This window comes from Rhizobium sp. 862_C5_N1_2 (genome assembly GCF_051811205.1).
Lineage (GTDB): Bacteria > Pseudomonadota > Alphaproteobacteria > Rhizobiales > Rhizobiaceae > Rhizobium > Rhizobium leguminosarum.
The window spans coordinates 283,590-304,753 of sequence record NZ_JBPWPT010000001.1; the positions used below are offsets into that span (position 1 = coordinate 283,590).

Consider the following 21,164-nt stretch of genomic DNA (forward strand, 5'->3'; position numbering starts at 1 on the left):
CTATGAAAAAGCTTCTAATCACGGCGCCTATCGTAGCGGTCCTGGCCCTGCTGCCTTACCTGGGAATGGCGGATTACTACCTTTCCTATCTGTACATCATCTTCTTCTGGGTCGTGCTGGCGACGAGCTGGGGCATCCTGAGCGGTTACACGGGTTACTGGAGTTTTGGTCACGCAGCATTTTTCGGGATTGGTGTCTACACAACCGCCACGCTGACGACGCAGTTGTCGTGGCCTTTCGTCGCGACGATACCTGCTGCAGCACTGCTGGCGGCCGCGATCGCCGCTCTGATTGGCTTGGTTGTCTTTCGTTCCGCAGCTCTGCGCGGTGAGTTCTTCGCGCTGCTGACGCTGTCGGTGACGTTCGTTGTCGCGGCCATTGTGTCAAACACCTCGCTGGACTCGGGCACAGGCGTATTCCTCTCGGGGATCGAAATCCCGATGATCGGTGTGACGGCGTCCGGCTCCCTTTACATGTTCGGGCTTATCGCGGTTCTTGCTTCGCTGGCGACATCGTACTTCATCTTTCACAGCAAATTCGGTCAGGGCTTGCTCGCAATCCACGACGATGAAGACGTTGCAGAGGTGAAAGGCGTTCCGACATTTCGCTATAAGCTGATCTCGTTTGCGATTTCGTCGGCACTTGCTGGCGGAATGGGTGCGATTCACGCCGTATATGTAGGCTACGTCACGGTTGGCGAGACGTTTGCGGTGACCGTTCCTCTCTATGTCGTGCTCATGAGCATCCTCGGCGGCGCTCGCCATTGGGCTGGGCCTGCGATCGGCGCGGTCATCATCACCGTGTTACAGAGCGCTATCGTCAGCGGCGCTCATGCGGAATTCGGCCGTGCCGGCGTTGCACTTGCGCTGATAGTTGTAATCCTGGTGCTGCCGTCCGGCATCGTCCCCAGCCTTATTCGCAGGTTTGCCGACAGGCGCGGCGGAAGTGGCGCACCGGCGACGGCTGCTCAGGCCGTTACTCAGTTCGCGCCTCTAGCCGCAGCAGGTTCCGGTCCGGTGCTTCTCAAATGCGAGAATGTCACCAAATCCTTCGGTGGTATCCGCGCCTTGACTGGCGTGACGCTGGACGTTTGGCGGGGTGAAATCCTGGCTCTGGTTGGGCCGAATGGCTCCGGCAAGTCCACATTGATCAACATGATCAGCGGCCACTACACCATGACCTCCGGTACGATCACATTGCAAGGCGAGGAGATTTCCGGTCGGTCACCACATCTGATCGCGCAGCAGGGCGTGGCGCGGACATACCAGATCCCGCGCTTGTTCGATAATCTGACAGTCCTCGAAAACGTTCAGCTCTGCGCGAAATTTGGTAGCGCAGATGGCATGGGTGCGGCTGTGGTCGACGCAGTTACCAGGGAGGCGCTCGCCTTTACTGGCCTGGCTGAAAAGGCCGACGTGCTCCCCGCAGCATTGAACCTGCATGACCGAAAGTTTGTCGAATTCGCGAGAGCGCTGGCCGCAAAACCGCGTCTGCTTCTGCTCGATGAGGTGCTCTGTGGCTTGAATCCGGCCGAGGTCGACCACGCGGTTGAAATGATCAAGCGGATCAAGGCTGGCGGTACGACGATCATCTTCGTTGAACACCTCATGCGGGCGGTTGTCGCTTTGGCGGACCGCGTCGCGGTACTGGATCAAGGCAAGGTCCTGGCGCTTGGGCATCCAAGCGAAACGATGAGAGATCCCGCTGTGGTCAGCGTATACTTGGGGGCCAGTCATGCTGCTTGAGGTCGATAAGATCGAGGTCGGCTACGGAGATGCGATTGCTCTGTGGGACCTGTCTATCAGTGTAAAACCAGGCGAGATTGTTTCGGTCGTCGGTCCGAACGGGGCAGGGAAGAGCACGCTGGTCAATGCCATCGCCGGAATTCTCCGTCCGCACAAAGGAAAGATCGTTATCGAGGGTAACGACGTTTCCAAGGTGCCGAGCCATCGGGTCTGCGATTACGGCATAGCAGTGGTCCCCGAAGGGCGCCGTCTCTTCACGGCGATGACGGTCCTCGACAATCTGTTGCTCGGTGCCTACCGCTCGGTCGCTCGGGCGGAGCGCGACGCCACGCTCGCTGAGGTGTTTCAGCTTTTCCCTATTCTGAAAGAGCGCCAGGATTCGTTGGCGGGCTCCTTGTCGGGTGGGCAGCAGCAAATGGTTGCGATCGGCCGTGGCCTGATGGCCAAGCCGCGCGTCTTGCTCATGGACGAGCCGTCGCTCGGGCTGTCGCCTTTGATCGTCGGGGAAATGTTCAAAATCATCCAGATGATCAATGAGCGAGGCGTAGCGGTGCTGCTCGTCGAGCAGAACGTGAACAAGGCGCTAGAAATTGCCCATCAGGCCTACGTGATCGAGCAAGGCCGCGTAACGGCCTCCGGAGCGCCGGAGGTTCTCATCAATGATCCAAGCATCAGGGAGGCGTATCTTGGTATCTGAAAATTCGAACGGGAGAGTTCCCTTACATCTCCGGCGCGTCGTGACGGAACACGGCAGTCAGGGTGCTGCCAGGTTCGCCCAGGACGGCGCCGTTCCCCGCACAGACATATTCAGGACGGTCCCTGGATTGGTATCGCGGATGATCTGGTCGACTTCGACGTCCACCGCCATTCCATTCAACGGAACCGATCCAACTCCGCTGGTCACAAGCTTCGTTCCGGAGCCCGGCGAAACGCGCTTCCTAGTGCTAACGTTCCCACCAGATGCCGTTTTTATGTCCCCGGATTTTGATGGTCCGGCGGCACTCGCGGAGAACCTGGCGGTCAGTCCAGGTTTGGCCGAGCGCTTCGAGCCGGATGGCAAGCATCAAACTCCCACCGTCGATTATGGAATTGTTCTGGACGGCGAGATCTGGATGGAACTCGACGGTGGCAATGAGACCCGTTTGCGCCAATTCGACGCCTTCGTCCAGAACGGAACGCGTCACGCTTGGCGAAACAAGAGCGACAAACCGGCAACCATCGCCGTGGTGCTGGTTGGCGCACGGACCCCCGATATGACGGATTACGATGACGGCCTGTGAGGCCCGATAATTCAATTTCAATCTGACCTTGTGGACCAACTGAACATGACCAACACCGAAATCCGAAAAGTGCAGGGCCGTCGCGTCTGGGATTCCCGTGGCAGGCCCACCGTTGAGGTAGAGATCGAGCTGGCCTCTGGTGCGACCGGCCGAGCCATCGCACCCGCTGGTGCATCGACCGGCACTGGCGAGGCGCTCGACCTTCGTGACGGCGGCAGCGCCCTTGCCGGCTTGGGGATCAACAAGGCCCTGACTGCCGTCAACGGAGAAATCGCCAAGTTGCTGGTTGGCCGAGATGCCAGGGATCAAGTCGGGTTAGACCACGCCATCATCGAGCTGGATGGCACCCCGAACCGGAGCAGACTGGGTGGAAATGCATCGGTGGCAACATCGATGGCGTTGCTTCACGCAGCCGCGGCTGCGGCCGGCCAACCGATCTGGCGGTATCTCGCGGGCTCCGACAGGGGGATCACGATGCCATTGCCGGAAATCCAGATTTTTGGAGGTGGAGCGCATGCAGCACGCCGGGTAGACGTCCAGGATTTCATGGTCATGTGCCCTGCTGCCTCGACTTTCGCGGAGGCTTTGGAGTGGACCGCCGAAGTCTACCGCGCGGCAGGCGATATTATGAAACGCGCCGGAAAGCTCCAGGGCGTGGCGGACGAGGGAGGCTATTGGCCTGCCTTCACCAGCAATGAAGAAGCTCTCGATGCCTTGGTGCGTTCGATCGAGGCCGCCGGTCTGAAGCCAGGCGGCGAAGTCGCCATATCGCTCGACATAGCGGCCTCCGAATTCGGTCGTGAGGGCAAGTATTCGCTGGCATTGGAAGATCGGCAGCTCGATACGGCCAAGATGATCGACATGCTTGGCGGCTGGTTGAAGGCCTATCCAATCGTCTCTATCGAGGATCCGCTCGCTGAGGACGATCCGGATGGATTCAAGGAGTTTACCGCTCGCTACGGCTCCAAATGCCAAATCATCGGCGACGACTTCTTCGTGACAAACGCGGCGAGGGTAACCGAAGCGATCAAGGATAAAAGCGCCAATGCGGTGCTGATCAAGCCGAACCAAGCGGGCACGATAACAGAGACGTTCGAAGCGCTCTCTGTTGCCAAGAAAGCGGGTTTTCGAACAATTGTTTCGGCCAGATCCGGTGAGACGGAAGATGTGACGATCGCCCATCTGTCGGTCGGCTGGGATGCCAAGCAGCTCAAGGTCGGATCGTTCTCACGCTCCGAGCGGATGGCCAAGTGGAACGAGGTTCTCCGTATCGAGGAGGCCCTTGGAAAAGAGGCTTCGTTCGCTGGCTGGTCGGCGCTAGACTTGGCTGAAAAGCCAGCCGCAGTTGCTGCTGTAGGTTAGATTTTGGATGGGCCGGTTGCCGGTCGCGCTCAATGACAGGCGTTGACAAAAGCGCCGGCCCTTTTATGCTAACGTTAGCAAAGATAGATGAGGATGACATGCTTCCGGCTGTTAATTTGAAACCTCCCTTCAACATCACGCGCTTCAGCCACGTCGTGCTTGAAGTCAATGATGTGGAGCGTAGCCGAGATTTCTACCTCAATGTCGGCGGCCTGATTGAAACAGAATTCGCGGACGGTGTTTCATACCTTCGCGGATTGTCCGAGGCCTGCCATCACAGTCTCGTGCTCGCACCTGCCGCCGGGAAGCCGACGTGCAGGCGGATCGGTTATCGGGTGTTTCTGGAGGAGGACCTCGACAAGGCCAAGTTCTTCTTTGATGAGAAGGGGCTTCCGGCGGAATGGGTCGACGTTCGAAATCAAGGGCGGACCCTGCTCGTCAGCGATCCGTCGGGCGCTCGCATCGAGCTTTGCTCCAGCATGAGTGTCCATCCCCGTAAGTTCCTCGAGGTGCATGAACATCGTGGCGCCCGAGCCCAGGGGCTCGATCATTGCCAGATCATGGTCGCCGATCCGTTGGGTCTAAGCGCGTTCTACGGCGAACTCGGTTTCCGGACTTCGGAATATATCGCGGCCGGCGACAATCTCATTGCGAACTTCATGTATCGCAAAGGTGTCTGCCTCGATCTGGCGTTGGTGCCTGGCATCGGCCCGCAGCTGCATCATTTTGCTTATACGGTTCCCGAAAGCAGCGACATCTTCGCCGTGTGCGATTTTGCCAGTCGTTACGGATATGGGGACAGCGTTGAGCGCGGACCTGGACGCCATGGCCCTTCCGGAGTCCTATTCGTCTACCTGCGCGATCCCGATGGACACCGGGTGGAGTTCTTCAACAATCACTACACCACGATAGACGCGGAATTGGAGCCCATTCGTTGGGACGCGGCAGCCCTTAGCACCAATGTCCATTGGGGAATGCCGGCCGTCTCGAGGTGGTTCTTCGAGGCCAGCGAGTTTACGGGAGTACCGCTGGAGCACCCCGAGAAAATGCCGAACCCTATGACGCTGGAACGCTACGCAGAGGGGCTGGCGAAGAGCTGAGACCTGCCGCCGGCGGCAGAGACTGATGATGACATGCCGGAAGCATCTGGGAGGATGAGATGAGTGCGAATTCCATGATACTGAATAGACGAGCATTCCTCGGGTCTGCGGCCGCAGTAGCAGCTTTCAGCTCGATGCCGAGAGTTTTTGCCCAAGAAGGACCGGTCCGCGTCGGCGGAACGCTGCCGTTAACGGGTCCGCTTGCGGGCGTAGGCACAATCCACAAGCTCGCCGCAGAAGTGTTCGTCGAGCAGATCAACGCCAAAGGCGGTATTCTCGGACGAAAGGTGGAGTTCGTCCTTCTCGACGACCAATCGCTGCCCGCCAATGCTCGAACGCTCTATGAGCGGCTGGTGACCGCAGATAAGGTCGATCTCCTGATGGGGCCCTATGGCACGTCTTCGATCATCGCAGCAATGGGCGTTGCCGCCCGGTTCAAGAAGATGCTGGTTCAGAGCAGCCTGGGGGACCCCAGTCTCGCCCCATATCCTCTGCAGTTCCCGTCTCTTCCGATCGGGGCCGAGCCGCAATCGACGGATACCGAGGTTGTTCTCGATGCCTATGCGAGCCTGCCGACCCCTCCCAAGACGATCGCGTTCGTCACGAGCAAATTCCCGTCGGCCCTGACGATCGCCAAGGGCGGCCAGCAAGTTGCTGAGAAGCGTGGCATCAAGAACGTGCTGGGCCTTGAATACGAGTTCGGCACGAAGGACTTCGGCGCAATCGCGAACCGCATCAAAGCGGCTGATCCGGACCTGCTTTGGTCCGGTGCGATCGGCATGGAGGCCGTGCAGCTTCTCGATGCAATGAGCCGGATCGACTACCAGCCCAGGAACCAATTCTATCTGTTCCCGGCACCCGGCCCGACCGCAGCTCACCCCAAGGCGAACGGCTTGACCTCTCTGACCTGGTTTGAAGAGCACGAGCCGTTCCTCACGTATCACGGCGCCCAGGAATTCGTAAGCGCTTATGACAGCAAGGCGAAGGCGGCGGGTTTCCCCTATCCGCGTACGGAGTATCAGGCTGCGGTCGAATATGCTGCGTGGCAAATCCTTGCAGCGGCAGCAGAAGGGGCGGGGAAATTGGACGACGCCGCGATGGCTGCGTGGTTGCGCTCGAATACCGTCGAGACAGTCGTCGGACCAAGGACTTTCGACGGCAAGTTCAATGCCGGGAAGCCATCGACGAAGCTCAAGCAAGTTCAAGGAAAGGATTGGGTGACTGTCTGGCCTGCGGATTTCCGACCGGCCGGGAAGGAGTTCCTGGTCCCCTGACGAATGCCGCTCGGCACTGTGCCGCGCACCTGTCTGAAACTGCAAAAAAATGCATTCGGTCGGGCACCGTCCGACCGATGTCCCTATGGAGGAGTTAATGGTTAAAACTATGATCGCCGCTCGGCTGCATGCTCTGCATCAGCCGATGTCGCTGGATGAGATTCCGGTTCCCACGCCCCGGCCCAACGACGTGCTGGTGCAGGTCAGGGCCTGCGGTATCGTGCCCAACATGGCCAACGTCATCAATAATTGGCCAACCTGGTTCCCCCACCAGCCACTGCCGAAGTTTCCGGCGGTGTTTGGTTTGGACCCAGCCGGGGTCGTTGCCGAAGTCGGCGAGGCGGTCACCAATGTCAAGATTGGCGATCGTGTCTATGTAAGCCCTCTCAGATCCTGCGGTTCTTGCAAGGCGTGCCGGTCAGGCAACCGCAGCCAATGCCGCTACTACACCTTGAATGGGTACTTCAGCACCAGCCGCGATGGTCAAAGGATCTTTGATCTTTATCCGTACGGCGGCTTCAGCCAATTCATGACCGCCCCGGAATACTCGCTCGTGTGCCTGCCGGATAACCTCAGCTTCGAGCAGGCCGGCCGCTTCGGTTACCTCGGTACATCCTATGGCGCCCTGAAGAATGCACAGGCTGGACCTGGTCAGGTTTGCCTCATCGACGGGATCACCGGTACGCTTGGTGTCGCGGCAACCAAGCTCGGTCTTGCGATGGGGATCTCCAAAATACTGGGCACCGGCAGAAGCAGGGAATTGCTGGGCCGCGTAAAAGCCATTGCCCCTGACCGCATCGACACCATCGTGCTCGGCGAAGGCTCGACCGGAGAATGGGCGAAGGCCCAAACCGGTGGCGAGGGAGTGGACTTCGTTATCAGTGCGCTGGGCGCGAGAGCCCCCGCCGCGACCGTGGTCGACTCCATGCGCGGAGTTCGTCGGGGCGGCCGCGTGGTTGTCGTTGGTGGCGTCGCAGAAGATGTTCCAGTCGACGTGAAGTGGCTGATGGACGAGCAAGTTCAACTCATCGGCTCGAACTGGTTCAGCGCTGCGCAGGGGCAGGAAATGGCAGACATGGTCCGCACCGGTGCGCTCGACCTGTCGTATCTCGAGCACAAGATCTATCCGCTTGAGCGGGTGAACGAAGCCATATCAGGCATTGGCGAACGCGACGGCGGCTTCAGCAACTATGTGGTCATTCCCCCGGTCCCTGCCTCCTATCAGTAACAATCACCGGCGCCGGCTATCGCCGGCGCATCCCTCGCGCGAGAAGAGAGAACATGTCCAAGAAAGATATCGCGGTCCTGGTCGGAAGCCTTCGTCAGGCTTCGATCAACCTGAAGTTCGCCCGTGCAATGCAGAAAGTGGCGCCCGGCGGACTGAACCTGGAAATCGTGCCCATCGGCGAGCTTCCGCTCTATAACCAAGACTTGGAGACGGAGACGCCGCCGACGGAATGGACATCCTTCCGTGAGCGCATCAAGGCTTGCGATGGCGCGATCTTCGTGACGCCTGAATACAATAGATCCGTACCCGCGGCATTGAAGAATGCGATCGAAGTCGGTTCTCGCCCCTTCGGAAAAAGCGTGTGGGATCACAAGCCCGGTGCGGTGACTGGCGCTTCTCCCGGTCTCATCGGCGGCGCAGCCGCGGCACTTCAGCTCAGGGTTATCCTGACCAACATCAACGTGCCGACCATGCCCCAGCCTGAAGTTTACCTGAGCACGGCCGACAAATTAGTGGGCGATCACGGGGTCTTCCTCAATGAAGGAACCCAGAAGTTCATCGAGAGCTTCCTGGTTGCTTTCGAAAGCTGGGTCGCTCGGTTCTGAGCCGAAGCAGATGCAAAGTCTCTATCTGCCATCGCGGGACCAGCGCGATGGCTTATTATACTCTCTTTTAATGAATGCGCCGCTTTCCCGATGGGCTTGGTATTTTCACGGGCGAAGCCTCAGCTGGCAGGCGAAACCTCAGCGGCCTATGCTGCTCGACCGCCCGATGTGACGCGCGCGCCGCTTCGAGAGTGTCATGTCGGTTTTGTCGTGGTGATGGGAATTCTTGCCCGAAAGTCGTTGTTTCGCTCTTCTGACCATTTCACAAGGGCCGCGCGGTTATCGGTGCAGCGGCAAAGAAAAATGCCGCTGCCTGAGGAGTGGGGTTCCGTTATGGAAACCAGGCCTGCGCTACGTCAGCCAGCTTTTGCCGAGGCGATGCGATCAGCGGGATGGCGGCTTTGCGGACCGTTTCGCGCTGGCATTCGTCGGTTATGTATTCGACGGGCGATTTGCCGTCGACCCGGGCGAGGAAGAGAGCGGGCAACAAGCTTGCAGCCCGAGCCTCGAGGGCGTCCCGATCTTCCCAGTCGACCTGATCCAGGTAGGCTGCCGTCAACGCCGCGAATGACGATGCGAGCTCAGATGCCGCCTGTCCGGCGACGACCTTCTTCAACAATAGATGGTTGAGGCAGAAGGCGAGGTCGAAAGCGGGGTCGCCAAACCAGGCGCATTCGGCATCCAGGAACACAGGGCCGTTCTTGCCCAGCAGGATGTTCTTCGGGCTGACGTCGCCGTGGACGAGCGCCAGCTTTGTTTCGGCCGTGCGCTGAACCAGCTCTGCCAGGCGATCGCTGACGAAGGGATGTTTGGCGGCGGTCGCCACCAGATAGGGCTCGAGCCGAAGAGCATAGAAATTCGGTCCAGAATCAAATTTTTCCGACAACCCCGATGTGCGGGCGCTGACGGAATGGATCTGTCCAATTCGCCGGCCCGTTAGCTCTGCCGCTTTTCGGTCAACGCTTCCGTGGAGCAGGTCGGTCTTCCACAGCGGATATTGATCGCCGGGAAGAAACGCCATGGCGAAGATGCCAGACGACGCGTCGTGTGCGAGAGGCGTCGGAACGGCAGAAGGGAAGTGTTGCGCTACGAAGGATATCCAGTTCCATTCGTACACATTTCTCGACACCGGCGCCTGCCAATCGGCGGATACCTTGAGCTTGGGAAGTGCGCGTTTCACGCAGATGAGCCGGCCAGGAAGCTCCACACGGTAGATATCTGAAGAAACACCACCCGTCAGAGGCTTGTAGACCGCCTCCTCGGAAGCGCTCCTCAAACCGCTCTTCAGCAAGAACTCATCGAAAATCGTCATCTCATCTACAGACATGAACCCAGTGTCCTTGCGGCATTAGCGGCGGGGGCTGTTGCGGGGTTGTTCAGGCTTCTCTCCGCTGAGAACCCTGACGACTTCCTCCGCCGCCCGGCGACGCAGCTCGATCAGCGAAGCATCCGAGGAGAAGGCGACGTGCGGAGTGATCATCGCGCCGGGATGAGCGATCAGCTCCTGTGGAACGCGTGGTTCATCCTCCAGGACATCAAGGCCGACGCCGCTCAGAATGCCGGATTCCAAACCCTCGATCACCGCGGCAGTATCGACAACGCCGCCTCGGCTGACGTTGATCAGCAGGCTTCCGCGACGCATCTTCGAGATGGCGTCCCTGTTGATCAGATGACGCGTCGCCGGCGAGAGTGGCGCATGGACGATGACGATATCGCTCGAGGCCAGAAGTCTATCGAAGTCGGCAAGCTCCACATCCACTGGAACATTCGAGGCATGGGGATCATGTGCTGTAACCCGGCATCCGAGCGCCTGCATTTTTGCTGCCGTCGCACGGCCGATACGACCAAACCCAACGATGCCGCAGGTCAGCTCCGAAAGCCTGCGGAGATTTGCCGAAGCCGGGTCCCAGCGCCCGCTGCGAACTTCGCGGTCGAAGTGGATCAGCCCGCGAGCCCAGGCAATCGCAAAACCCACGGCGTGGTCAGACACTTCTGCAACGCAATAATCGGGAACATTCGTCACCCATATCCCCCGCTCCGTCGCTGCATCGACTGCAATATTGTCCAGGCCAACTCCGAGACGAGCGACGATCTTGAGGTTAGGAGACGCAGCGATTGCCGTCTCGCTAACTTGAGCCCAGCAGGTCAGAATCGCATCCGGCTGATGCTTTGCAGCCAAAGCGTCGATCTCAGCAGGCGGAGACGGCTCGGCCGGACCGCTGACGAGGGTAAGCCCGGCCCGCTCGATTACCTCCCGCTCCACTTTGTCATCCGGCCAGGCGTAGTCCGTCAACAGCACGGTTCGTCTCATGAATTTCCTCCCAATTTTATGCGAACGTTAGCGCAGCGGCTTTGTCAAGGTCAAGAAAAATAGGCTTACGCCATCCACATTGGCGCACTTTACCCGCTGTTTCGTAGCCCTGCTGCAATTCCGTTGATGGTCAGATGCAGCGCCTCTTCAGTGTCCTGATCGCCTTCTCCGGCACGGTGGCGACGAAGAAGGTCGATCTGCATGTGGTTAAGCGGGTCGAGGCAGGGAAAGCGATGATGGATCGACTGCTTGAGTGCCGGATTATTCACGAGCAGCGAGGCCTGATCCGTTATGCCGAATAGCGCAGTTGTCGTCGCTTCCCATTCGTCTTTTATGCGTGCAAAAATCTTCTCATGGGTGGATGCATCAGGGGTGAGGCCCACATACCGCGCCGCGATCGCCATGTTGGTCTTGGCCAACACCATCTCCATGTTCGCAATCAGCGTCTGGAAGAAAGGCCAGTCCCGGTGCATTCCCTGAAGAATTTGCAATCCGTCGGGGTGTCCGGCCAGCCATTGTCGCACGGCCGAACCGAATCCAAACCAACCCGGCAACATCATGCGGCTCTGCGACCAGCCGAACACCCAGGGTATCGCACGCAGGTCTTCGATGCGACATGAGGAACTGCGTGAGGCTGGGCGGCTGCCAATGTTCAGTTTTGCGATTTCGCCGATGATCGTTGCTTCCCAGAAGAACCGTTCAAACCCCTCGGTCTCGTAAACCAAACGGCGATAGGCGCCAAAGGCCAGGTCGGACAGTTCCTCCATGGCGCCAAGATATTTGGGATCCGGCTCTTGTGCGTCGGAAGGCAGCAAGGACGCTTCCAGCGTCGCGGCTATAAGAAGTTCGAGATTCCGACGACCCAGTGCCGGATTGGAATATTTCGCCGCAATAACTTCACCTTGCTCCGTCAGCCGTATCGATCCGGCAACCGCGCCAGGGGGCAGGGCGGTGATGGCTTCATAGCTTGGGCCGCCACCGCGGCCCACGGAGCCGCCGCGACCGTGAAACAGGCTGAGGCGAACGCCTTCACGCTCAAAGAGCTGGATGAAGGCCGTTTCTGCCTTATACAGTTCCCATCCCGAAGTTAGATAACCGCCATCCTTGTTGCTGTCCGAATAGCCGAGCATAATTTCCTGTTTGCCGCCGAGCGCTTCCACATATGTCCGATAGGCTTTGACGGCCAAAACTGTTTGCATCACGTCATGCGACCTTCGAAGATCCGAGATCGTCTCGAAAAGAGGTATGATGTTCATTGACGCCGCTTCGGGCTCATCGGGCCGGAACAGCCCCGCCTCACGGAACAGGACCATGACCTCCAGAAGGTCGGAAGCGCTTCCGGCCTTCGAAATGATGTAATTGGGGACGCTGACGCGGCCATAGTGCTTATGGGCTTGGGCAGCTTCACGCAGAACGGAAAGCTCCGACACCGTCTCGGCCGAATAGGTCCTGAGCGGTGTAATCAGCAGCTGGGAAGACCGCAGTTCCTCGGTGAGCAAGCGGATCTTGTCACTCTCCGCTAACGCCTCGTAACGTGTGCCAGGCCGCACGTTCTCGAAAAGCTCATGAACAACCCGTTGATGAACCTCGGAATTCTGTCTTAAATCCAGACTGGCAAGGTGAAAACCGAAGACGTCCACGGCACGTTGGAGTCTGCGCAGTTTTCCAGTTGCGATCTTTTCAGCGCCATTGGCTGTCAGGGATTTGCTGATCGTCGCCAAGTCTTTGGCGAATTCGGCAGGGCACAGGTAGGAAGGGGCGGCCGCCACAGGTTCGCGAACCAGTTCCGTGCTGCCGAACTTACGTGCCGTGGCCGCCAGGCAAGCATACATGCCCGAGATCGCCAGGCGATATGGCTCGTGTCGGCGCCGCTCCGATCTGTCGGGGGAGTCGGTCGCGAGGCGCTGAAGCTCCTGCGAGACTTTGACATACCGGTCATCCAAGGAAAGTTCGGCGCCAAGGCTGTGCAGTTCGCCGAGATAGAACGAGAAAACTCTCTCACTCTGCAACCGGAGCGCCTCCCTCAGGGTTTCGCCGTTGACATAGGGATTGCCATCCCGGTCGCCACCGATCCAGGAACCCATGCGCAGGAATGGCGGCAGCGCGTCCTCGCCGATACTCCAGGGTGAGTCTCGAAGCTGATCTTCGAGAATCTCGTATACCTCCGGGATCACCCGGAAAATGGTGCTGTCGTAATAGGACAAGCCATTGAGGATTTCATCCACGACCTGAAGTCGCCTTCCCCGAAGGCTATTCGTTTGCCAAAGCGTCGTCGTCGCCCTTTCCAAGTCCTCTTGATACCGACCTATCTCCTGCTCAATCAGGCCGGCTTGGTCGAGCTGCGTCAGGCATCGTGCAAGCTCCTGCTCGATTTCGATAACGCTCTTGCGCCGAACCTCAGTCGGGTGCGCTGTGAAAACGGGCGAGACGACCGCTTCAAGAAGCAGTTTGCGGATATCTTTCGCCTCTACCCCGGCCGCAGCCAGAACGGAAAGCGATCTGGCAATTGTTCCCGGCATGGCAGGTTCACGATCGGCGATGCTGAAGCGCTGCATCCTGGCTTGGTGTGCGTCTTCGGCAATGTTCACGAGTTGAGAAAACTGGCTGAACGCGCGGATCACACGCTTGAGGGTTTGGGGAGGCATGGTCGCACAAAAGGGGGCGAGCTTGTCGTTTAGGTGCGGGCCGGTCCTTCTGTGACCGGTAACCGAGAGGCTGCGGACCTGTTCCACGACCTCACGGGCTTCTTTGCCGTCGCTTGCTTCAATAGCCTCGCACAACAGGCGGCCGAGCAGCCGAACGTCCTTCACCAGAGCCTTGCTGGTCGTGAGGCGTTTCGCCTGCATGCATGCTTTCTTCAATTGAAGGTGCAAATGCGCATTCCTTGTGCTAACGTTAGCATAAATTGACAGGATTTAGCCGAGGAGTCAAGCGACGCTCGCAACGAACAGGAGCGAAAGGCCGCACAGATGGCGAAGCCCTGGCGACATTCCAGATTTATCGAAGGTGTCTTAGGTATGGTTTCATCGGCTCCCGCTATCAGCCGATAATGCCTTCCTGGTAACGAGCGACCTCTTCCAGCAACCATGCGCGGAACGCAACGACAGGCCGGAAGTCCTTCCTGCTCAGCGGCGCGACCGCATAATAGGCGCTGGTGCTTTTGACCTGATGTGGAAAGGCTTGAACGAGCTGGCCATTTGCGAGCTCGGAGTCGATGAGGAAAAGCGGCATCAACGCGAGCCCCAATCCAGCAATGCAGGCTTGGGCCACATTGCTGAACTGTTCGAACCGCATGGCCTGCGACGGGGTGCCGTTGACCTGGAGGCTTTCGAAAAAATGGCTCCAGGCCCCGGGACGGGACGCCATCTGCAGCAGCGGCAGGCGAAGCAGATCTTCAACCTTCACGATGGGATGTGAACTGAGAAAAAGTGGCGACGCGATCGGTGCCACCATCTCTTCCATAAGAAATGTGCTTTCCGCACCGGGCCAATCGGGCTGGCCGATATGAATCGCCATATCTATGTCGTCGCGATCGAAATCGAACACGCCAATGCGTGTGGCGAAGTTCAACGTGATCTCGGGGTGTCTGGCGACAAATCGCGGAATGCGCGGCATCAACCAGCGGGTGCCGAATGTCGGCAAGATGGCAAGATTGAGTTGATCGCTATGTTGTTGGGTCATGGCCTGCAGTGAAGCGGAACGAATTTCCGCAAGAGCGTTGGCAATTGCACGGGCATAGTTTGTGCCCGCCTCTGTGAGGTTGACACCACGGCTGGTGCGCTCGAACAGTAAAACGCCGAGTTGTTCCTCCAGCGACGCGATCTGCCGGCTGATGGCTCCCTGTGTCAGGGAAAGCTCCTCCGCTGCCGCAGAGAAGGTGCCCATCCGCGCGACGGAATCGAACGCCGCGAGAGCCGAGGTGGAGGGAAGGAGCCTTCGCGAGAGGTTTGCCATGAGCTATTACTATAGCTCATGGGCCGATGAGTAAACCTCGCTTTCTCAGTTGCGAAAAAGCGGCTTTAATTCCGTCAAATTCGAACTGCCAAAAACCTCAATGGGAGGACGACCATCTTGGCCTTTACTTGGAACGACCCGTTTCTGCTCGACGACCAGCTGACCGAAGATGAACGGATGATCCGCGAGTCCGCTGCGGCTTTCGCAGAATCCGAACTCTTGCCGCGCGTCCAGGACGCCTATCTCGAAGAAGCGACCGACCCAGAGCTGTTCAGGTTGATGGGGCAGACTGGCCTTCTTGGGGTGACGCTGCCTGAAGAGTACGGGGCCGCGAACGCATCCTATGTTGCCTATGGTCTGGTCGCTCGCGAGGTCGAGCGCATCGACTCCGGATATCGCTCGATGATGAGTGTGCAGTCCTCGCTGGTCATTTATCCGATCTACGCCTACGGCTCTGGCGAGCAGAAGAAGAAGTACCTGCCGGGCCTCGTTTCCGGTGAACTGATTGGCTGTTTCGGCCTGACTGAGCCTGACGCAGGCTCAGATCCCGGCGGTATGAAAACCCGCGCCGAGAAAATTGAGGGCGGCTACCGATTGCGCGGCTCGAAGATGTGGATCTCGAACTCGCCGATTGCCGATGTCTTCGTCGTATGGGCCAAGTCCGAGGCTCACAACAATGAAATACGCGGCTTCGTTCTCGAAAAGGGCATGAAGGGCCTTTCGGCCCCGAAGATTGGTGGCAAGCTTTCGCTGCGTGCCTCGATCACAGGCGAAATCGTAATGGACGGTGTCGAAGTCACAGAGGATGCGCTTCTGCCCGGCGTTTCCGGCCTCAAGGGGCCGTTTGGCTGCCTCAACCGCGCCCGCTACGGCATCTCCTGGGGCGTTATGGGAGCCGCGGAGGACTGCTGGTTCCGCGCTCGTCAATACGGCCTGGACCGCAAACAGTTCGGGAAGCCGCTTGCAGGGATGCAGCTTTATCAAAAGAAGCTCGCCGATATGATGACCGAAATCACGCTCGGACTGCAGGGTTCGCTTCGCGTTGGCCGGCTGATGGATGAGCACAAGATGGCCCCGGAAATGGTCTCGCTCGTCAAGCGTAACAACTGCGGAAAGGCGCTGGATATCGCTCGGCAAGCCCGGGATATGCATGGCGGCAACGGCATTCAGATCGAATATCACGTCATGCGCCACGCGCAGAACTTGGAGACGGTCAACACTTACGAAGGGACCCACGACGTCCATGCCCTGATCCTTGGGCGTGCCCAGACGGACCTCCAGGCGTTCTCCTAATTCCCCGATAGCCTATTCGGCACAGATCCGTCCTTCAACCTCCGGATTAGCGAGAGGCAGCATGCCTGTAGTGAATAAGATTTCTACCGTCGCCGTCATTGGTGCCGGACAAATGGGTACTGGGATCGTCGAGGTCGTGACGAGACACGGGTATGAGGCGCTGATTTACGATCTCGACAAAAGTCGAATTCGCGCGAGCATCGAAGCGAGCGCCGGATATTTCGGGCGCCAGGCGGAAACCGGCAAAATGCCGGCCGAGGCGGCTGAGCAGGCGATCTCCCGAATAAAGGGAGCGTTCTCCCTTTCGGATCTGGCGACTGCCGATTTGGTCGTCGAAGCGGTCAGCGAGAATGAAGACATCAAGAGGAAAGTCTTTACGGATGTGTGCACCGTGCTGAAGCCTGACGCGATCTTGGCGACGAACACATCGTCGCTCTCCATAACGCGGCTCGCGGCGTCAACCGACAGGCCCAATCGTTTTATAGGGATACACTTCATGAATCCCGTACCGGTTATGAAGCTCGTCGAGCTGGTTCGCGGCATCGGAACTGATCAAGAGACATTTGCCATAGCCAAGGATTTCGCCGAATCCATCGGCAAAACGGTCACCGTCTCCGAAGATTTTCCGGCTTTCATCGTAAATCGTATCCTCATCCCTATGATCAACGAAGCGATCTACACTCTGTATGAGGGTGTTGGAAACGTAGAAGCCATAGACACCGGCATGAAGCTCGGCGTCAATCATCCGATGGGGCCACTCGAACTGGCAGATTTTATCGGTTTGGACACATGCCTCTCCATCATGCAGGTCCTTCACGAAGGGTTGGCTGATAGCAAATACCGTCCATGCCCGCTGCTGGTCAAATATGTCGAAGCTGGCTGGCTCGGTCGCAAGACACAACGCGGGTTCTACGACTACGGATACGTTCCAGCTCGACCAACTCGCTGACCCCCATCTCATCCCAACATCGAGATTTGTCAGGCATTTATCATGACCGAAGAACACGCAGACGAAAGTCGCGAGAGCATGGAATTCGACGTGGTGATCGTCGGCGCCGGTCCTGCCGGTCTTGCGGCGGCGATCCGGTTGAAGCAGGTCAATCCGGAGCTGTCGGTCGTCGTGCTGGAGAAGGGCGCGGAAGTCGGCGCGCATATCCTCTCGGGCGCCGTGGTCGACCCGATCGGCATCGACCGGCTGTTGCCCGGCTGGCGCGACGAGGCCGATCATCCGTTCAAGACCAAGGTCACATCAGATCACTTCCTGCTGCTCGGTCCGGCCGGCTCTGTTCGCCTGCCGAATGTGCTGATGCCGCCCCTGATGAACAATCACGGCAACTACATCGTCTCGCTTGGGCTCGTCTGTCGCTGGCTGGCGACCAAGGCCGAAGAACTCGGCGTCGAAATCTATCCGGGTTTTGCAGCAACCGAGGTGCTCTACAATGACGAGGGTGCCGTGACCGGCGTTGCCACCGGCGACATGGGCATCGAGAAGAACGGCGAACCCGGGCCGAACTATACCCGCGGCATGGAACTGCTCGGCAAATATATGCTGATCGGCGAGGGCGTGCGCGGTTCGCTCGCCAAGCAGCTGATCGCCAAGTTCGATCTGCAGAAAGACCGTGAACCGCAAAAATTCGGCATCGGCATCAAGGAGCTCTGGCAGGTCAAGTCCGAGAACCATCGGCCGGGCCTGGTGCAGCACTCCTTCGGCTGGCCGCTCGGCATGAAGACCGGCGGCGGCTCCTTCCTCTATCACCTGGAAGACAATCTGGTGGCGGTCGGCTTCGTCGTCCACCTCAATTACAAGAACCCCTATCTCTATCCCTTCGAGGAATTCCAGCGCTTCAAGACCCATCCGGCGATCCGCACCACCTTCGAGGGCGGCAAGCGGCTGTCTTATGGCGCTCGCGCCATCACCGAGGGCGGCTACCAGTCGGTGCCGAAGCTTTCCTTCCCCGGCGGCGCGCTGATCGGCTGTTCGGCCGGTCTCGTCAACGTGCCGCGCATCAAGGGCAGCCACAATGCGGTGCTGTCGGGCATGCTGGCGGCCGAGAAGATCGCCGCCGCGATTGTATCAGGCCGCAGTCATGACGAAGTGACCGAGATCGAGACTGAATGGCGCAAAGGCGACATCGGCAAGGATTTGAAGCGGGTGCGCAACGTCAAGCCGCTGTGGTCGAAGTTCGGCACCGCACTTGGCGTAGCGCTCGGCGGCTTCGACATGTGGACCAACACGCTGTTCGGCCTTTCCGTCTTCGGCACGCTGAAACATGGCAAGACCGATGCGCAGTCGCTCGAACCTGCCTCGATGCACAAGCCGATCGCCTATCCGAAGCCCGATGGCGTCTTGACCTTCGATCGGCTGTCCTCGGTGTTCCTGTCGAACACCAATCACGAGGAAGACCAGCCGGTGCATCTGCAGGTCAAGGACATGGCGCTGCAGAAGAGTTCGGAACACGACATCTATGCCGGCCCGTCGACGCGCTACTGTCCGGCCGGCGTTTATGAATGGGTGGAAAAGGATGGCAAGGACGTCTTCGTCATCAACGCCCAGAACTGCGTGCACTGCAAGACCTGCGACATCAAGGACCCCAACCAGAACATCAACTGGGTGCCGCCGCAGGGCGGCGAGGGGCCGGTCTATCCGAATATGTAGCCTATATTGATCCGCGGACTTAGGAATGATTAGGGAGTTATCGATGCAATCTCCACTTGAAGGCGTTCGGGTCGTGGAATTGGCGCGTATCCTGGCTGGTCCATGGGCTGGACAGACACTTGCCGACCTTGGAGCGACCGTCATCAAGGTGGAAAGCCCGGAGGGCGATGACACGCGCCGCTGGGGGCCTCCTTTCATTCGGGATGGCGATGACGTCGCTGCGGCCTACTTCCATAGCTGCAACCGCGGAAAACTGAGCATCACGGCGGATTTCAATTCGGCGGAAGACGTCGAAAAGCTTCGTGCACTGATCGCGAACGCGGATGTCGTCGTCGAGAACTTCAAGGTAGGCGCGTTGAAGAAGTTCGGTCTTGATTACGAGAGCCTGAAGGCGATCAATTCAAAGCTGATTTACTGCTCGATTACCGGCTTTGGCCAAACCGGCCCATATGCCGAACGTGCGGGATACGATTTCATCGTCCAAGGCATGGCGGGCATCATGGATTTGACCGGTGAACCAGATCGGGAGCCGCAGAAGATTGGCGTGGCGTTCGGCGATATTTTCACAGGGCTCTATTCGGTCATCGCTATCCAGGCCGCTTTGACCCTCCGGAACAGCACAGGTGAGGGACAGCATATCGATATGGCGCTGCTGGACAGCACAGTGGGCGTGTTGGCCAACCAGGCGATGAATTTCCTGGCCTCGGGAAAGGCACCGACGAGACTCGGCAATGCGCATCCCAACATCGCACCATACCAGGTATTTCCGGTATCCGACGGCAATATCATTATCGCCTGCGGGAACGATGGTCAGTTCGAGAGGCTATGCGAAATCCTCCGGCTATCCGCTGTGGCGGACGACGTCCGCTTCAAGACCAACGCGGACAGAGTGCGACATCGAGAAGAACTGACATCCATGATGGAAGCGAGCACGAGGCTCTTCAAGCGGACGGATCTGCTGGCCGACCTCGCGTGTGTGGGCGTTCCCGCCGGGCCGATCAACACCGTGAAGGATGTATTCGCGGACCCGCAAGTCGCGCATCGGAAGATGGCGGTGGAGAATGAAGGAATACCGGGCATCCGGACGCCAATCATCTTTTCAGGGGCGATGTTGATTCAGCATCGTAAGTCGCCAAAGCTTGGCGAGCACAATGGCAAAGTGCAGTCAGACTGGTCTTCGATGGACTGATGCCTTGAGCTTGTGCCATCGAACAGGAATTCGCCAATTTTCGTGAGGGGCCAAAAACAGCGCGGCCCGCGCGGCCGTGTATCGGCGGACGCTCGTTTCAGCCAGTCTCATATCGTGATGCCTTGATCGGAACCGCGACTCCGCCTGTCCGTTACCCTTTGAGGAACGGAGGACATGGACATGCGCAAGAGAAAAGCCATCGTCGAGGCGGCACTCGAATCCGAGTACGAGCGCCAGGCACTGGGGATCATGAATACGGAGCAAGCTCTGAAGCTTGAGGATTCCGACGGTCTAGTCTTCAGTCATCCGGATAAAGAGGCCGGCGTGACCGATCATTTTATCGATCAGGATGAGCTACGCCGGTTGGTGCGGCGGTCAACGTCGCCGCTTCCCGTATTGCAATCGCGGGCTCGTACCACGCGGCAGTCCTGAACTTCAAGCAATCATGTAGCCACCGTCCACCGGCATCGATATCCCGTTCACCATCGCAGCCTCGTCGGAGAGCAGGAAAAGAACAACCTCAGCAATGTCTGCTGGCTCGGCGAAGCGACCGACGGGAATTCGTTTCATCATCCCCGCGGCCTTCTCGGGATCGCTCCATGCCTTCACCGCCATCGGGGTCAGCGTCACCGTGGGATGGATTCCGTTCGCGCGGATGCCGTGAGGTGCAAGCTCCCTTGCCATGACCCGCGTCAAGCCATCCAATCCACCCTTCGACGCGCAATAGGCAGCGTGGTCGGCGAGGCCGACGAAGGAGGCGACCGACGAGACATTGACGATGGCGCCTTTGCGGCCCTGCTTGATCAGCGAACGGGCATATTCCTGGGCGACGATCATCGGAGCACGCGTGTTGACCGCGACAAGACGGTCGAATGCTTCGACGGTTGTCTCCAGGAACGGTTGGAGCTCGGTCGTGCCGGCGCAGTTGACGAGCAAATCGGCGGGAAGGGCAGCGATGGCAGCCTCTCTGGTCGCATCGGCGTCCGCAAGATCGACCTGTATAGCCCGGCAGCCGGATTCCCCTCGCAGCGCTTCGACATCGGCAGCACTCCGGGTCAGGGCGACGACTTGCGCTCCCCGTTCGGCGAGCATCCTTACAATTTCGCGTCCGATGCCTTTGCCGGCGCCGGTCACGATGACCGTCTTTCCTTTGAAGTCCATGGGCCG

At 58.8% G+C, this 21,164-nt stretch carries 18 protein-coding genes; 13 read left to right on the top strand and 5 right to left on the bottom strand.

All coding sequences use genetic code 11. The features are described from left to right. The first annotated feature begins 2 nt into the window (after positions 1 to 2). The 8 genes from ACD590_RS01445 (at position 3) to ACD590_RS01480 (ending at position 8,594) form a co-directional block, all read left to right on the top strand. The gene (locus ACD590_RS01445; protein ID WP_439002008.1) at positions 3 to 1,745 is read left to right on the top strand and encodes a branched-chain amino acid ABC transporter ATP-binding protein/permease; all 1,743 of its coding nucleotides are present in this window, start codon (positions 3 to 5) and stop codon (positions 1,743 to 1,745) included. Then, on the top strand, positions 1,735 to 2,442 hold the full coding sequence (locus tag ACD590_RS01450) for an ABC transporter ATP-binding protein (protein ID WP_018244723.1): 708 nt from the start codon (positions 1,735 to 1,737) through the stop codon (positions 2,440 to 2,442). Before ACD590_RS01445 ends, ACD590_RS01450 begins: the two co-directional genes overlap by 11 nt. A gap of 139 nt (positions 2,443 to 2,581) precedes the next feature. Continuing rightward, positions 2,582 to 3,025: a cupin domain-containing protein gene (locus ACD590_RS01455; protein ID WP_245498899.1), complete on the top strand. Its 444-nt coding sequence runs from the start codon at positions 2,582 to 2,584 to the stop codon at positions 3,023 to 3,025. 45 nt (positions 3,026 to 3,070) lie between these two features. Beyond that, entirely contained in the window at positions 3,071 to 4,387 is a 1,317-nt protein-coding gene (gene eno / locus ACD590_RS01460) for a phosphopyruvate hydratase (RefSeq protein WP_439002009.1), read from the top strand. 98 nt (positions 4,388 to 4,485) lie between these two features. Beyond that, entirely contained in the window at positions 4,486 to 5,487 is a 1,002-nt protein-coding gene (locus ACD590_RS01465) for a VOC family protein (protein ID WP_439002010.1), read from the top strand. A gap of 134 nt (positions 5,488 to 5,621) precedes the next feature. Continuing rightward, positions 5,622 to 6,761, top strand: a complete 1,140-nt coding sequence (locus tag ACD590_RS01470) for an amino acid ABC transporter substrate-binding protein (RefSeq protein WP_439002011.1) — start codon at positions 5,622 to 5,624, stop codon at positions 6,759 to 6,761. A 109-nt stretch (positions 6,762 to 6,870) separates the two neighbouring features. Further along, positions 6,871 to 7,989, top strand: a complete 1,119-nt coding sequence (locus ACD590_RS01475; protein WP_439003502.1) for an alcohol dehydrogenase catalytic domain-containing protein — start codon at positions 6,871 to 6,873, stop codon at positions 7,987 to 7,989. A gap of 53 nt (positions 7,990 to 8,042) precedes the next feature. After that, a complete protein-coding gene (locus tag ACD590_RS01480) occupies positions 8,043 to 8,594 on the top strand; it encodes an NADPH-dependent FMN reductase (protein WP_018447581.1) in 552 nt (183 codons plus the stop codon). Between the two features lie 331 nt (positions 8,595 to 8,925). Here ACD590_RS01480 and ACD590_RS01485 read toward each other — a convergent pair whose 3' ends face one another. From ACD590_RS01485 to ACD590_RS01500, 4 genes are all read right to left on the bottom strand, one after another. After that, complete coding sequence (locus tag ACD590_RS01485; RefSeq protein ID WP_247264797.1) at positions 8,926 to 9,921, bottom strand: phosphotransferase family protein; 996 nt, start codon at positions 9,919 to 9,921, stop codon at positions 8,926 to 8,928. Positions 9,922 to 9,942: 21 nt separating this feature from the next. Then, positions 9,943 to 10,905, bottom strand: a complete 963-nt coding sequence (locus ACD590_RS01490; protein WP_439002012.1) for a C-terminal binding protein — start codon at positions 10,903 to 10,905, stop codon at positions 9,943 to 9,945. Between the two features lie 89 nt (positions 10,906 to 10,994). Next, a complete protein-coding gene (gene ppc, locus ACD590_RS01495) occupies positions 10,995 to 13,751 on the bottom strand; it encodes a phosphoenolpyruvate carboxylase (protein WP_439002013.1) in 2,757 nt (918 codons plus the stop codon). A 193-nt stretch (positions 13,752 to 13,944) separates the two neighbouring features. Further along, positions 13,945 to 14,859, bottom strand: coding sequence for a LysR family transcriptional regulator (locus ACD590_RS01500; protein ID WP_018244733.1), 915 nt, complete (start codon positions 14,857 to 14,859; stop codon positions 13,945 to 13,947). 117 nt (positions 14,860 to 14,976) lie between these two features. On the opposite strand from ACD590_RS01500, the gene ACD590_RS01505 reads away from it, so the two are divergent. From ACD590_RS01505 to ACD590_RS01525, 5 genes are all read left to right on the top strand, one after another. Beyond that, positions 14,977 to 16,152, top strand: coding sequence for an acyl-CoA dehydrogenase (locus ACD590_RS01505; protein ID WP_018244734.1), 1,176 nt, complete (start codon positions 14,977 to 14,979; stop codon positions 16,150 to 16,152). A 61-nt stretch (positions 16,153 to 16,213) separates the two neighbouring features. Then, a complete protein-coding gene (locus ACD590_RS01510) occupies positions 16,214 to 17,101 on the top strand; it encodes a 3-hydroxybutyryl-CoA dehydrogenase (RefSeq protein WP_439002014.1) in 888 nt (295 codons plus the stop codon). A 42-nt stretch (positions 17,102 to 17,143) separates the two neighbouring features. Next, positions 17,144 to 18,808 carry an electron transfer flavoprotein-ubiquinone oxidoreductase gene (locus tag ACD590_RS01515; protein ID WP_439002015.1) on the top strand — a complete coding sequence of 555 codons (1,665 nt, stop codon included), beginning with the start codon at positions 17,144 to 17,146 and terminating at the stop codon, positions 18,806 to 18,808. Between the two features lie 43 nt (positions 18,809 to 18,851). Continuing rightward, positions 18,852 to 19,997 (top strand): CaiB/BaiF CoA transferase family protein, encoded by a 1,146-nt coding sequence (locus ACD590_RS01520; RefSeq protein ID WP_018244737.1) that lies wholly within the window; start codon positions 18,852 to 18,854, stop codon positions 19,995 to 19,997. A gap of 174 nt (positions 19,998 to 20,171) precedes the next feature. Further along, the gene (locus ACD590_RS01525; protein WP_018244738.1) at positions 20,172 to 20,429 is read left to right on the top strand and encodes a hypothetical protein; all 258 of its coding nucleotides are present in this window, start codon (positions 20,172 to 20,174) and stop codon (positions 20,427 to 20,429) included. Positions 20,430 to 20,432: 3 nt separating this feature from the next. Here ACD590_RS01525 and ACD590_RS01530 read toward each other — a convergent pair whose 3' ends face one another. Then, a complete protein-coding gene (locus tag ACD590_RS01530; protein WP_113541875.1) occupies positions 20,433 to 21,158 on the bottom strand; it encodes an SDR family oxidoreductase in 726 nt (241 codons plus the stop codon). Between the last annotated feature and the right edge of the window lie 6 nt (positions 21,159 to 21,164).

Excerpts from the sequence above, each read along its gene's own strand:
- ACD590_RS01445 (WP_439002008.1), top strand. The coding sequence starts at position 3 with ATGAAAAAGCTTCTAATCACGGCGCCTATCGTAGCGGTCCTGGCCCTG.
- ACD590_RS01450 (WP_018244723.1), top strand. The coding sequence starts at position 1,735 with ATGCTGCTTGAGGTCGATAAGATCGAGGTCGGCTACGGAGATGCGATT.
- ACD590_RS01455 (WP_245498899.1), top strand. The coding sequence starts at position 2,582 with ATGATCTGGTCGACTTCGACGTCCACCGCCATTCCATTCAACGGAACC.
- eno (WP_439002009.1), top strand. The coding sequence starts at position 3,071 with ATGACCAACACCGAAATCCGAAAAGTGCAGGGCCGTCGCGTCTGGGAT.
- ACD590_RS01465 (WP_439002010.1), top strand. The coding sequence starts at position 4,486 with ATGCTTCCGGCTGTTAATTTGAAACCTCCCTTCAACATCACGCGCTTC.
- ACD590_RS01470 (WP_439002011.1), top strand. The coding sequence starts at position 5,622 with ATGCCGAGAGTTTTTGCCCAAGAAGGACCGGTCCGCGTCGGCGGAACG.
- ACD590_RS01475 (WP_439003502.1), top strand. The coding sequence starts at position 6,871 with ATGATCGCCGCTCGGCTGCATGCTCTGCATCAGCCGATGTCGCTGGAT.
- ACD590_RS01480 (WP_018447581.1), top strand. The coding sequence starts at position 8,043 with ATGTCCAAGAAAGATATCGCGGTCCTGGTCGGAAGCCTTCGTCAGGCT.
- ACD590_RS01485 (WP_247264797.1), bottom strand. The coding sequence starts at position 9,921 with ATGTCTGTAGATGAGATGACGATTTTCGATGAGTTCTTGCTGAAGAGC.
- ACD590_RS01490 (WP_439002012.1), bottom strand. The coding sequence starts at position 10,905 with ATGAGACGAACCGTGCTGTTGACGGACTACGCCTGGCCGGATGACAAA.
- ppc (WP_439002013.1), bottom strand. The coding sequence starts at position 13,751 with ATGCAGGCGAAACGCCTCACGACCAGCAAGGCTCTGGTGAAGGACGTT.
- ACD590_RS01500 (WP_018244733.1), bottom strand. The coding sequence starts at position 14,859 with ATGGCAAACCTCTCGCGAAGGCTCCTTCCCTCCACCTCGGCTCTCGCG.
- ACD590_RS01510 (WP_439002014.1), top strand. The coding sequence starts at position 16,214 with ATGCCTGTAGTGAATAAGATTTCTACCGTCGCCGTCATTGGTGCCGGA.
- ACD590_RS01515 (WP_439002015.1), top strand. The coding sequence starts at position 17,144 with ATGACCGAAGAACACGCAGACGAAAGTCGCGAGAGCATGGAATTCGAC.
- ACD590_RS01520 (WP_018244737.1), top strand. The coding sequence starts at position 18,852 with ATGCAATCTCCACTTGAAGGCGTTCGGGTCGTGGAATTGGCGCGTATC.
- ACD590_RS01525 (WP_018244738.1), top strand. The coding sequence starts at position 20,172 with ATGGACATGCGCAAGAGAAAAGCCATCGTCGAGGCGGCACTCGAATCC.
- ACD590_RS01530 (WP_113541875.1), bottom strand. The coding sequence starts at position 21,158 with ATGGACTTCAAAGGAAAGACGGTCATCGTGACCGGCGCCGGCAAAGGC.